Raw genomic sequence first — 12760 nt, 5'->3', positions numbered from 1 at the left:
CACTATGCTGCATACTATCCGTTGGCGAAACGCCATATCCGCTGTTGTTCTTACCCTGATGTTTTTTATTGGCTGTATTAGCGTTAACCCGGCGCTGGCGGCTGATTTACCTGAACGTTCTGAGGTCCAAAGCCAGCTCGCGACGCTGAATAAGCAAAAGGATCTGACCCCGCAGGACAAGCTGGTTCAGCAGGACCTGACCCAGACCCTGGAAACCCTCGATAAAATTGAACGCATTAAGTCGGAAACGACGCAGCTGCGTCAGCAGGTGACTCAGGCGCCAGCGAAAATGAATCAGGCTATCGATAGCCTGAACGCGCTAAGCGATGTTCCCGATGATGAGGCGACGCGTAAAACGCTGAGCACGTTATCGCTACGTCAACTGGAATCGCGTGTCTCCCAGACCCTGGACGATTTGCAAAACGCGCAGAACGACCTGGCAACCTACAACAGCCAGCTCGTTTCTCTACAGACGCAGCCGGAACGCGTGCAGAATGCGATGTATTCCGCTTCGCAGCAGCTGCAGCAGATCCGTAATCGTCTGAACGGCACCTCGACGGGCGAGGAGACGCTGCGTCCTACCCAGCAGAATTTGCTGCTGGCGCAGCAGGCTCTGCTGAATGCGCAGATAGACCAACAGCGCAAAAGCCTGGAAGGCAACACGGTGCTGCAGGATACCCTGCAAAAGCAGCGTGATTACGTCACCGCCTACAGCAATCGCCTGGAACACCAGCTGCAGTTATTGCAGGAAGCGGTGAATAGCAAGCGCCTGACGCTGACGGAAAAGACGGCTCAGGAAGCCGTGTCCCCGGACGAAACGGCGCGTATTCAGGCCAATCCGCTGGTGAAGCAGGAGCTGGATATTAACCACCAGCTTAGCGAAAGGCTTATTTCAGCGACGGAAAATGGTAATCAGCTGGTTCAGCGCAATATCAAAGTGAAGACCTGGCTCGATCGCGCTTTGCAATCCGAGCGTGATATAAAAGAGCAGATCTCCGTGCTGAAAGGTAGCCTTCTGCTGTCGCGTATCCTTTATCAGCAGCAGCAAACGCTGCCCTCTGCGGAGGAGCTGAGCGACATGACAAACCGCATCGCTGACCTGCGCCTCGAGCAGTTTGAGGTTAACCAGCAGCGCGATGCGTTGTTCCAGAGCGATGCGTACGTCGCGAAGCTGGAGGAGGGGCATAGCAGCGAGGTGAATCCCGAGGTGCATGACGCGCTTCTCGAAATCGTTGATATGCGCCGTGAGCTGCTCGATCAGTTTAACAAACAGCTGGGTAACCAGCTGATGATGGCCATTAACCTGCAGATCAATCAGCAGCAGTTAATGAGCGTGTCGACCAACCTGAAAGCCATTCTGACGCAGCAGATTTTTTGGGTAAACAGCAACCGTCCTATGGACTGGGAGTGGGTTAAATCCTTCCCGGAAGCGCTGAAAGGACAGTTTAAGGCGATGAAAATCACCGTTAACTGGGAAAAAGCCTGGCCTGCGGTATTTATCGCTTTCCTTGCCGGCCTGCCGTTGCTGCTGATTGCCGGTCTGATTCGCTGGCGCCTTAACTGGCTGAAAGCGTATCAGGCGAAGCTGGCTTCACAGGTGGGGCAGCTGCGCAATGATACTCAGCTCCACACGCCGAAAGCGATTCTGATCGATCTGATCCGCGCGCTGCCTGTGGTACTGGTGATTCTGGCCATTGGTCTGATTCTGCTGACGATGCAGCTGAATATCAGCGATTTGCTGTGGGCCTATAGCAAGAAGCTGGCGCTGTTCTGGCTGGTGTTTGGCCTGTGCTGGAAGGTGCTGGAAAAAGACGGTGTGGCGGTGAGCCACTTTAATATGCCGTCGCAGTTGACCAGCCACTGGCGGCGGCAGATTGTCCGCGTAAGCCTTGCCCTGTTGCCGCTGAACTTCTGGTCCGTGATGTCGGAACTGTCGCCGCTGCATCTGATGGATGACGTGCTCGGGCAGTTCGTGATTTTCCTCAACCTGCTGCTGATCGCGGTGCTTGTCCTGCCGATGTGCCGCGAAAGCTGGCGCGATAAAGAATCCCATAGCCTGCGCCTTATCACCGTCACCGTGCTATCGATAGTGCCCATCGCCCTGATGGTGCTGACGGCAACCGGCTACTTCTACACCACGCTGCGTCTGGCAGGCCGCTGGATTGAAACCGTTTATCTGGTGATGCTGTGGAACCTGCTTTACCAGACCGTTCTGCGCGGCCTGAGCGTGGCCGCCCGGCGTATTGCCTGGCGCCGGGCGCTGGCGCGTCGTCAGCATCTGGTTAAAGAGGGGGCAGAAGGAGCCGAACCCCAGGAAGAACCGACCATTGCCCTGGAGCAGGTTAACCAACAAACGCTACGTATTACGATGCTGGTGATGATCGCGCTATTTGCCGTGCTGTTCTGGGCGATTTGGTCCGATCTGATCACCGTCTTCGCCTATCTCGACAGTATTACGCTGTGGCATTACAACGGTACGGAGGCCGGCGTCAGCGCCGTGAAAAGCGTCACCATGGGCAGCCTGCTGTTCGCGATTGTCGCGTCGATGGTCGCCTGGGCGTTGATTCGCAACCTGCCGGGCCTGCTGGAAGTGCTGGTGCTATCGAGGCTCAATATGCGCCAGGGGGCGTCGTATGCGATTACGACCATTCTTAATTACGCCATTATTGTTATTGGCGCGATGACGGTATTTGGCTCGTTGGGCGTTTCGTGGGACAAACTTCAGTGGCTGGCGGCCGCCCTGTCGGTTGGTTTAGGGTTTGGCTTACAGGAGATCTTCGGTAACTTTGTTTCCGGTCTGATTATTCTCTTTGAGCGCCCGGTGCGCATTGGCGATACGGTGACCATTGGTACCTTCTCCGGTACCGTCAGCAAAATCCGCATTCGCGCCACGACCATTACGGATTTTGACCGTAAAGAGGTCATTATTCCGAATAAGGCCTTCGTGACGGAACGCTTAATTAACTGGTCGCTTTCCGACACCGTCACCCGCGTGGTCATCCGCCTTGGCGTGGCCTATGGTTCTGACCTGGATAAGGTCAAAGAAGTGCTGCTCCAGGCCGCGCATGAGCATCCGAAAGTCATGCAAGAGCCCGCGCCAGCGGTCTTCTTTACCACCTTCGGCGCCAGTACGCTCGATCATGAACTGCGCCTGTACGTGCGTGAACTTCGCGATCGCAGCTACGCGGTGGATGAGCTTAACCGCGCTATCGATCGCTTGTGTCGCGAGAACAATATTGATATCGCCTTTAACCAGCTTGAGGTTCATCTGCGCAATGAGAAAGGCGATGAAGTCACAGAGGTGAAGCGGGATAAAGGCGGCGATGCCTCGCCGACGATGGGCTAAGCATAATGGGGCGGTGGGTATGCCGCCCCGCAGGTTTTAAGGGCTGAGCGAGGAGAGTTCTTCCTGGCTCAGGCCGGTCAGCTCCATCACCATCTTTGGATCCAGCCCGCTGGCGAGCATTTTCAGGGCAATGCTGCGCGAGTTTTCTTTACGCCCCTCCAGCCTTCCTTCTTTTCTACCTTTTTTACGACCTTTCTCTTCCAGCCATTCGGCAATCGTCATCATTAGCTCCTTGTGCCTGGGTGACTGCTTCGCCAGTTCGCGAATGAGTGGCCCGGGTTTTTCCGTGGATCCCGCCTGCAGCATATAGCGCATCAGGCGAAAAGCCATCAGCTTATCCGGCGAGCTTTGATGTTCAATCAGCGCGTAGATATACCCAGCGCCGTGCCGCGTTTGCAGGGAGTAGAGAATGTCGGAGTCGCTGGATCGCAGGTCCTCTTCGATAAAGCTGCCGGACGCCAGCTGCAGCGTATTGAGATCGCAGATACTTAAAAACGGCGCGGGAAGGTAAAGCTGTAAAAAATCGCGAGCGACCTCTTTCTGGGTCAGCATTTGACGAAAAATGGCATCGTGCGGCGTACGTGAGAATCTTTCCATGAGCATCTATCCGTGGTGGTAAGGGGCAGGCGATGACTCTGCCACCCCCACCGATTCGGCAACAGACTACTCTGGCGCGTTTTGCGAGGCCCCTTCCGCACTTTTTACTTTGTTTTCATAGTCACGACGGATAATTTCCAGCGCGGCTAGCACGGTTTGCGCAGGGACTTTATTTTCCTCAAGCAGCATAATTAAATCGACCGCCAGCTTGATCTCGTCAGGCGCATTTTCCAGCGACATACTTCTCCCTCCAGTTAGCGTGTTAAGCGGGCCAGCCTGTTTTCAATTTTTTCCAGCGCATCGCGACAGCGGGCGAGGCGTCCGGCATACGCCTCAACTTCCTTTGCCAGCCGCTGCTGGTCATCAAGGCTGATGGCTTGCGCCAGCTGTCTCTGGCGATCGTTGCGCATGGCCAGCAGGCGCCGTTCATACTCCTGATGCTGTATCCGACTCCGCTGCCAGCGGGTAAGCGTCGGCGACGCGCTATCCCAGGCGCGTAATGACCAGGTCGCCGTTTCCCGGCTAATCGCGGCGATTTGAGCCACAAGACGTTCCGCCAGCCAGGCAACCTGCGCCAGCTGCTGGCGCTCGACCGCCTGTTTTAATTCCGTAAAGCGATCTCTGGCTTCATCAAGATAAGCCTGCATCTGCGTGCTGCGGGTTCGGAACAGCTGGCGATCGAAACGCGGGCTGAGGGTCGCGTGATTCGCCATCGGCGCTACCTGAGCGGCCAGTTCCGCAAGCTGATTTTCCAGCGAATGTAAAAGCCGGGTGGTTTTCAAATAACTCCTCCATCCCCTGATAAGCAACTGTGCTACATTAGCGTTATCTTCTTGATAACGATTCGCATTATGCCACGTATTATTTTGATCATCATTGGCTGGCTGTCGGTGGCGCTGGGAACGCTGGGCGTTTTTTTACCGCTACTGCCGACGACGCCGTTTATCCTGCTTGCCGCCTGGTGTTTCGCCCGCTCGTCGCCGCGCTTTCACCAGTGGCTATTGTACCGCTCATGGTTTGGCGGCTACCTGCGCCACTGGCAGCAATACCGTGCTATGCCACCGGGCGCTAAGCCGCGGGCGGTGGTGATGATTTTACTGACCTTTGCTATTTCCCTGTGGCTGGTTAATCTTACTTGGGTGCGCATCTTGCTGCTGATCGTTCTGGCCTGTCTGCTGATATTTATGTGGCGCATTCCGGTGGTTGATGCAAAGCAACAAAAGCACTGATGCGCAATAATGATGGTTGCAATTGTCGCTGACAGCCAGTAAATTCTGGCGTTTTCGAGCGCGGGTAAGCCTGGTCAAAGGTTAAACAAAAGTTTCCTTGGCCCATTTTGCATGTCCGCGAGTAACACCGTTTTAATCAGGCATAAACTTATGACCGCAACAGCACAGCAGCTTGAATATCTGAAGAACAGCATCCAAAGCATCCAGGACTATCCGAAACCTGGCATCCTTTTCCGTGATGTCACCAGCTTGCTGGAAGACCCGAAGGCCTATGCGCTCAGCATTGAGCTGCTGGCCGAGCGTTATAAAGACGCGGGTATTACCAAAGTGGTGGGCACCGAGGCGCGCGGCTTTTTGTTTGGCGCACCGGTTGCGCTGGCGCTGGGCGTAGGCTTTGTTCCGGTACGTAAGCCGCGTAAGTTGCCGCGTGAAACCATCGCGGAAAGCTACGAGCTGGAGTACGGCACCGATCAGCTGGAAATCCATGTTGATGCCATTAAAGCAGGCGATAAGGTGCTGGTGGTTGACGATCTGCTGGCGACCGGCGGCACCATCGACGCCACCGTGAAGCTCATCCGTCGTCTGGGCGGTGAAGTGCATGACGCGGCCTTTATTATCAATCTGTTCGATCTGGGCGGCGAGCAGCGCCTGGAAAAACTGGGAATCAACTGCTACAGCCTGGTCCCTTTCCCGGGCCACTAAGCAAATCCCGCCACATAGCCTCGCTGATTGAGCGGGGCTGTGATAGCATGACCCCTCGTGATTTCACCTTCCAGCGTTTCAGAGCCAGCCCATGAGTTATCAGGTCTTAGCCCGTAAATGGCGCCCACAAACCTTTGCTGACGTCGTCGGCCAGGAACATGTGCTGACCGCACTGGCGAACGGCTTGTCGTTAGGGCGCATTCATCACGCATATCTTTTTTCCGGCACCCGCGGCGTGGGTAAAACCTCTATCGCGCGCCTGTTGGCAAAAGGATTAAACTGCGAAACCGGCATCACCGCCACGCCTTGCGGCGTCTGCGATAACTGCCGTGAAATAGAACAGGGGCGCTTTGTCGATCTGATAGAGATCGATGCCGCCTCGCGTACCAAAGTCGAAGATACCCGCGATCTGCTGGATAACGTCCAGTACGCGCCGGCCCGCGGCCGCTTCAAGGTCTATTTGATCGATGAAGTTCATATGCTCTCGCGCCACAGCTTCAACGCGTTGTTAAAAACGCTGGAGGAGCCGCCGGCGCACGTTAAATTTCTGCTGGCGACGACCGATCCGCAGAAGCTGCCGGTAACGATTCTTTCCCGCTGCCTGCAGTTCCATCTCAAGGCGCTGGACGTCGAACAGATTCGCCATCAGCTGGAGCATATTCTCGGCGCCGAGCAGATTGCTTTTGAACCGCGCGCGCTGCAGCTGCTGTCGCGCGCGGCGGACGGTAGCTTGCGCGATGCGTTAAGTCTGACCGATCAGGCCATTGCCAGCGGCGACGGTCGTCTGACGGCAGAGTCCGTTAGCGCCATGCTCGGCACCCTTGACGACGATCAGGCGCTATCGCTGATTGAAGCGCTGGTGGCTGCCGATGGCGAGCGGGTCATGGCTGGTGTGAATGAGGCTGCCGCCCGCGGCGTGGAGTGGGAGGCCTTGCTGGTGGAGATGCAGAGCCTGCTGCACCGTATTGCGATGGTTCAGCTCTCGCCGTCGGCGCTGGGCGCGGATATGGCCGCGATTGAGCTGCGTATGCGCGAGCTGGCGCGGACGGTGCCGCCAACCGATGTTCAGCTGTACTATCAAACGCTACTGATTGGCCGTAAAGAGCTCCCGTACGCCCCGGACAGACGAATGGGGGTCGAAATGACGCTTCTGCGTGCGCTGGCTTTCCATCCGCGTATGCCATTACCGGAACCGGAGGCGCCGCCGATGCCGGCCATTCAGGCCGCACCTGTCCAGCAGGCCGTTCCGGAATCCGCGCCGCCGCCGAATTTGCCGCAGACCACCAGCCAGGTGCTGGCGGCGCGCAGCCAGCTGCAGCGTAGCCAGGGAGCGCCCACCCCAAAAAAGAGTGAACCGGCAGCCGCTTCCCGCGCGCGGCCGGTGAATAACGCTGCGCTGGAACGACTGAGTTCGATTACCGAGCGCGTACAGGCGCGTCCGGCTGCGGCTGCGCTGGAAAAAGCCCCGGCGAAAAAAGAAGCCTATCGCTGGAAATCGACGACGGTTGTTGAAACCGTAAAAGAAGAAGTGGCGACGCCGAAGGCGCTGAAAAAAGCGCTGGAGCATGAAAAAACGCCGGAACTGGCGGCGAAACTGGCAGTCGAAGCGGTCGAGCGCGATAGTTGGGCGGCGGAAGTCAGCCAGCTCGCGGTGCCAAAACTGGTGGAGCAGGTGGCCCTTAACGCCTGGAAAGAGCAGGAGGGCAATCGCGTCTGTCTGCATCTGCGTCCGAGCCAGCGTCACCTGAATTCGGCGGGCGCGCAGCAAAAGCTGGCGGAAGCGCTCGGCATTTTGTACGGTACGCCGGTTGAATTGACCATCGTGGAAGATGATAATCCCGCGATGCGCACGCCGCTTGAGTGGCGGCAGGCAATTTATGAAGAAAAGCTCGCGCAGGCGCGTGAAGCGATTATTGCGGATAATAACATTCAGACCCTGCGTCGATTCTTCGATGCGGACCTGGATGAAGAGAGTATTCGCCCCATTTGATTGCAAGTCTGACTTGCGGTCAGCATCCTTAACGATGACTTACTGAGAGAGAAGCCTATGTTTGGTGGAAAAGGCGGTCTGGGTAACCTGATGAAGCAGGCCCAGCAGATGCAAGAAAAAATGCAGCAGATGCAGGAAGAAGTGGCCCGTCTGGAAGTGACCGGTGAGTCCGGCGCTGGGCTGGTAAAAGTCACCATCAACGGCGCGCACAACTGCCGTCGCGTTGAGATCGACCCGAGCCTGCTGGAAGACGACAAAGACATGCTGGAAGATCTGGTGGCCGCCGCGTTTAACGACGCCGCCCGCCGCATCGAAGAAACGCAGAAAGAAAAAATGGCGTCCGTGTCCGCCGGTATGCAGCTGCCGCCAGGCTTTAAGATGCCGTTCTGATGCAGACCAGTCCGCTGTTAACGCAGCTTATGGAAGCACTGCGCTGCCTGCCGGGCGTTGGCCCGAAGTCGGCGCAGCGCATGGCGTTTACCCTGCTGCAGCGTGACCGCAGCGGCGGGATGCGCCTGGCGCAGGCGCTCACGCGCGCGATGTCGGAAATCGGCCACTGCGCCGATTGCCGCACCTTCACCGAGCAGGAGGTATGCAATATTTGCAGCAACCCTCGGCGCAAGGAAAACGGCCAGATTTGCGTGGTAGAGAGCCCAGCGGATATCTACGCTATCGAGCAGACCGGGCAGTTTTCCGGTCGCTATTTTGTGCTGATGGGCCACCTGTCGCCGCTTGACGGGATTGGGCCGGATGACATCGGGCTCGATCGTCTGGAGCAGCGTCTGCGTGACGAATCAATGCAGGAAGTGATCCTTGCGACCAACCCAACGGTGGAAGGAGAGGCGACGGCGAATTATATCGCCGAGCTCTGCGCGCAGTATGGCGTAGACGCGAGCCGTATCGCCCATGGCGTTCCGGTTGGCGGCGAGCTGGAAATGGTTGACGGCACAACGCTGTCCCACTCTCTCGCCGGGCGGCATAAGATTCGTTTTTAATCAAACGGAGGCGCTTTTCGGGGCCTCCGCTTGAAAACCTCTCCCTCTGTCCCCATCTCACCCTCAACGGTTTTTTTACCATTAACAATGGCATTGTTGAGGTTGATTTAGATGAAAGGACAAGAAACTCGTGGTTTTCAGTCAGAGGTCAAACAGCTTCTGCACCTGATGATCCATTCTCTTTACTCCAATAAAGAAATTTTCCTGCGTGAGCTGATTTCCAACGCCTCCGATGCGGCCGACAAGCTGCGCTTCCGCGCGCTGTCCCAGCCGGATCTGTACGAAGGCGACGGCGAACTGCGCGTGCGTGTTTCATTTGATAAAGACAACCGCACCCTGACCATCGCCGATAACGGCATCGGTATGAACCGCGATGAAGTCATCGACCATCTCGGCACCATCGCCAAGTCCGGCACCAAGGCGTTCCTTGAATCCATGGGCTCTGACCAGGCGAAAGACAGCCAGCTGATTGGCCAGTTCGGCGTAGGTTTCTACTCGGCGTTTATTGTTGCCGATAAAGTCACCGTCCGTACCCGCGCGGCGGGCGACAGCGCCGAAAACGGCGTATTCTGGGAATCCGCTGGCGAAGGCGAATATACCGTTGCCGACATTAACAAAGCCGATCGCGGTACCGAGATCACGCTGCACCTGCGCGAAGGCGAGGATGATTTCCTCAACGACTGGCGCGTGCGTTCGATCATCAGCAAATACTCCGATCACATCGCGCTGCCGGTGGAAATTGAAAAACGCGAAGAAGTGGACGGCGAAAGCGTGATCTCCTGGGAGAAAATCAACAAAGCCCAGGCGCTGTGGACGCGCAATAAGTCGGAAATCAAAGACGACGAGTACAACGAGTTCTACAAGCATATTGCCCACGATTACAGCGATCCGCTGACCTGGAGCCACAACCGCGTTGAAGGTAAGCAGGAGTACACCAGCCTGCTGTATATCCCGTCGCAGGCGCCGTGGGATATGTGGAATCGCGATCATAAACACGGCCTGAAGCTGTACGTGCAGCGCGTCTTCATCATGGATGACGCCGAGCAGTTTATGCCCAACTATCTGCGCTTCGTCCGCGGGCTGGTCGACTCCAACGATCTGCCGCTGAACGTGTCGCGTGAAATTCTCCAGGACAGCAGCGTCACCCGCAATCTGCGTACCGCGCTGAGCAAGCGCGCCCTGCAGATGCTGGAGAAACTGGCGAAAGACGACGCGGAAAAATATCAGACCTTCTGGCAGCAGTTTGGCCTCGTGCTGAAAGAAGGCCCGGCGGAAGATCAGGCCAACCAGCAGGCCATCGCCAAACTGCTGCGCTTCGCCAGTACCCATACCGACTCCGCCGCGCAGACCGTGTCGCTGGAAGAGTACGTCTCCCGCATGAAAGAAGGGCAGGAGAAGATTTACTATATTACCGCCGACAGCTACGCCGCCGCGAAGAGCAGCCCGCATCTGGAACTGCTGCGTAAGAAAGGCATCGAAGTGCTGCTGCTTTCCGATCGCATCGACGAGTGGATGATGAGCTATCTGACCGAGTTCGACGGCAAGCCGTTCCAGTCGGTGGCGAAAGCCGATGAGTCGCTGGATAAGCTGACGGACGAAGTGGATGAAACCACCAAAGAAGCCGAGAAGGCGCTGGAGCCGTTCGTTGAGCGTGCCAAAACCCTGCTCGGCGACCGGGTGAAAGAGGTTCGTCTGACCCATCGTCTGACCGATACGCCGGCCATCGTCACCACCGACGCGGACGAGATGAGCACCCAGATGGCGAAACTGTTTGCCGCTGCGGGCCAGGCCGCGCCGGAAGTGAAATACATCTTTGAGCTGAACCCGCTGCATCCGCTGGTAAAACGCGCGGCGGATACCCAGGATGATGCGCAGTTCGGCGAGTGGGTTGAGCTGCTGCTCGATCAGGCGCTGCTGGCCGAGCGCGGTACGCTGGAAGATCCAAACCAGTTTATCCGCCGTATGAACCAGCTGCTGGCGTCGTAATCTTTACCCTCACCCTAACCCTCTCCCGCTGGGAGAGGGTATCAAACCGCACGATACGTAAAATATCTCACCATTAACCGTTTCAGCCGCCCCGCCTTCCTTGAGCCATCCGCGTTCTGGTGGTATGGTTTAGCGTTTTTTGAAAAATTGAATCAACTTTTGAGGGGATTTTCGTAATGCGTATTATTCTGCTTGGCGCTCCGGGCGCGGGTAAAGGAACTCAGGCTCAGTTCATCATGGAGAAATACGGTATTCCGCAAATCTCCACCGGCGACATGCTGCGTGCCGCGGTGAAGTCAGGCTCCGAGCTGGGCAAACAGGCGAAAGATATTATGGACGCCGGTAAGCTGGTCACCGACGAACTGGTTATCGCCCTGGTTAAAGAGCGTATTACTCAGGAAGATTGCCGCAACGGTTTCCTGCTGGACGGCTTCCCGCGCACCATTCCGCAGGCTGACGCCATGAAAGAAGCGGGCATCGCCGTGGATTACGTGCTGGAATTCGACGTTCCTGACGAACTGATCGTTGACCGCATTATCGGCCGTCGCGTTCACGCAGCTTCCGGACGCGTTTACCACATTAAATTTAATCCGCCGAAAGTTGAAGGCAAAGACGACGTGACCGGCGAAGAGCTGACCACCCGTAAAGACGATCAGGAAGAGACCGTGCGTAAGCGTCTGGTTGAATACCATCAGATGACGGCTCCGCTGATCGGCTACTATCAGAAAGAAGCGGAAGCGGGCAACACCCAATACGCGAAAGTCGATGGCACCAAAGCGGTGGCCGACGTTCGCGCTGAACTGGAAAAAATCCTCGGTTAATTCCGTTAGTTCTCATCCCGCAGCGGCGGGGTGAGAACTCCTCTCATTTTACCTTTTTCTATGATTGGTTCCGTTTAGCGCCATTTCAGCTACAATTGTCAGCGATTCAAATGGTTAAGAGGCGGTAATGCATCAGACGAAAACAGGTATCTTATTAGCCAATTTAGGCACTCCCGATGCGCCCACGCCCGACGCGGTAAAGCGCTATCTGCGACAGTTTCTCAGCGACAAGCGCGTGGTGGATACCTCCCGTCTACTGTGGTGGCCGCTGCTGCGCGGCGTGATACTGCCCCTGCGCGCCCCCAGGGTCGCTAAGCTCTATCAGTCCATCTGGATGGAAGAAGGCTCGCCGCTGATGGTCTACAGCCAGCAGCAGCGGCAGGCGCTGGCCGCGCGGCTTGCGGATACGCCGGTGGCGCTGGGGATGAGCTATGGTTCGCCGTCGCTGGAGAGCGCGGTCGATGAACTGCTGGCGCAGGGCGTGGATCACATCGTGGTGCTACCGCTCTATCCGCAATACTCCTGCTCCACCGTGGCGGCGGTGTGGGATGAGCTGGGGCGTATTCTTGCCAAAAAGCGCGCGATCCCCGGAATCTCTTTTATTCGCGACTACGCCGATGACGTGGACTATATTCACGCGCTGGCCGCCAGCGTGCGCGCGTCCTTTGCGGTGCACGGCGAGCCGGATTTACTGCTGCTCTCCTATCATGGGATCCCGCAGCGTTACGCGCAGCAGGGGGATACCTATCCTCAGCGCTGTCGCGATACCACCCGTGAGCTGGTTTCCGCCCTGGGTCTGCCGCATGACCGGGTGATGATGACGTTCCAGTCGCGCTTTGGTCGTGAGCCCTGGCTGACGCCTTATACCGACGAAACGCTGAAAATGCTCGGTGAGAAAGGGGTGAAGCATATCCAGGTTATCTGTCCCGGCTTTGCCGCCGATTGCCTGGAGACGCTGGAGGAGATTGCCGTGCAAAATCGGGAAATCTTCCTCGAGGCTGGCGGCCAGCAATATGAGTACATTCCGGCGCTTAATGCGGACACCGCGCATATTGAAATGATGGTCAACCTGACGGCGAAATATCGCTGATCGC

12 protein-coding genes and 1 other annotated feature are annotated in these 12760 nt (G+C 56.9%); of the genes, 9 read left to right on the top strand and 3 right to left on the bottom strand.

Going from position 1 to position 12760, the window contains the following annotated elements; all coding sequences use genetic code 11:
- The first annotated feature begins 4 nt into the window (after positions 1–4).
- The gene (gene mscK, locus CMQ96_RS07645) at positions 5–3346 is read left to right on the top strand and encodes a mechanosensitive channel MscK (protein ID WP_004136058.1); all 3342 of its coding nucleotides are present in this window, start codon (positions 5–7) and stop codon (positions 3344–3346) included.
- Between the two features lie 36 nt (positions 3347–3382).
- Here mscK and CMQ96_RS07640 read toward each other — a convergent pair whose 3' ends face one another.
- From CMQ96_RS07640 to priC, 3 genes are all read right to left on the bottom strand, one after another.
- Positions 3383–3943: an Rpn family recombination-promoting nuclease/putative transposase gene (locus tag CMQ96_RS07640; RefSeq protein WP_064371474.1), complete on the bottom strand. Its 561-nt coding sequence runs from the start codon at positions 3941–3943 to the stop codon at positions 3383–3385.
- 66 nt (positions 3944–4009) lie between these two features.
- Entirely contained in the window at positions 4010–4183 is a 174-nt protein-coding gene (rsmS, locus tag CMQ96_RS07635; protein ID WP_004136059.1) for a pleiotropic regulatory protein RsmS, read from the bottom strand.
- A 14-nt stretch (positions 4184–4197) separates the two neighbouring features.
- Positions 4198–4725 carry a primosomal replication protein N'' gene (priC, locus tag CMQ96_RS07630; RefSeq protein ID WP_098066514.1) on the bottom strand — a complete coding sequence of 176 codons (528 nt, stop codon included), beginning with the start codon at positions 4723–4725 and terminating at the stop codon, positions 4198–4200.
- A gap of 69 nt (positions 4726–4794) precedes the next feature.
- Here priC and CMQ96_RS07625 point away from each other — a divergent pair, with 69 nt between their 5' ends.
- The 8 genes from CMQ96_RS07625 (at position 4795) to hemH (ending at position 12756) form a co-directional block, all read left to right on the top strand.
- On the top strand, positions 4795–5172 hold the full coding sequence (locus CMQ96_RS07625) for a DUF454 family protein (protein WP_049088810.1): 378 nt from the start codon (positions 4795–4797) through the stop codon (positions 5170–5172).
- Positions 5173–5322: 150 nt separating this feature from the next.
- Positions 5323–5874 (top strand): adenine phosphoribosyltransferase, encoded by a 552-nt coding sequence (gene apt / locus CMQ96_RS07620; protein ID WP_004129935.1) that lies wholly within the window; start codon positions 5323–5325, stop codon positions 5872–5874.
- Positions 5875–5965: 91 nt separating this feature from the next.
- Entirely contained in the window at positions 5966–7864 is a 1899-nt protein-coding gene (dnaX, locus tag CMQ96_RS07615) for a DNA polymerase III subunit gamma/tau (protein WP_098066512.1), read from the top strand.
- Positions 7197–7261 (top strand) — a sequence feature (DnaX frameshifting element). (Overlaps the previous gene by 65 nt.)
- A gap of 57 nt (positions 7865–7921) precedes the next feature.
- Positions 7922–8254, top strand: a complete 333-nt coding sequence (locus CMQ96_RS07610) for a YbaB/EbfC family nucleoid-associated protein (RefSeq protein ID WP_004129943.1) — start codon at positions 7922–7924, stop codon at positions 8252–8254.
- Complete coding sequence (gene recR / locus CMQ96_RS07605; RefSeq protein ID WP_004129946.1) at positions 8254–8859, top strand: recombination mediator RecR; 606 nt, start codon at positions 8254–8256, stop codon at positions 8857–8859. The genes CMQ96_RS07610 and recR overlap by 1 nt, the downstream gene beginning before the upstream one ends.
- 111 nt (positions 8860–8970) lie before the next feature.
- Complete coding sequence (gene htpG, locus CMQ96_RS07600; RefSeq protein WP_024359018.1) at positions 8971–10845, top strand: molecular chaperone HtpG; 1875 nt, start codon at positions 8971–8973, stop codon at positions 10843–10845.
- Between the two features lie 176 nt (positions 10846–11021).
- The gene (gene adk, locus CMQ96_RS07595) at positions 11022–11666 is read left to right on the top strand and encodes an adenylate kinase (RefSeq protein ID WP_004137951.1); all 645 of its coding nucleotides are present in this window, start codon (positions 11022–11024) and stop codon (positions 11664–11666) included.
- A gap of 127 nt (positions 11667–11793) precedes the next feature.
- The gene (gene hemH / locus CMQ96_RS07590) at positions 11794–12756 is read left to right on the top strand and encodes a ferrochelatase (RefSeq protein WP_004137949.1); all 963 of its coding nucleotides are present in this window, start codon (positions 11794–11796) and stop codon (positions 12754–12756) included.
- Positions 12757–12760: the final 4 nt, after the last annotated feature.

It is taken from the genome of Klebsiella sp. MBT K-1 (assembly GCF_002556465.1).
In the GTDB taxonomy this organism is placed as follows: Bacteria; Pseudomonadota; Gammaproteobacteria; order Enterobacterales; family Enterobacteriaceae; genus Klebsiella; species Klebsiella grimontii.
This window is presented reverse-complemented; position numbering and strand designations above follow the sequence as displayed.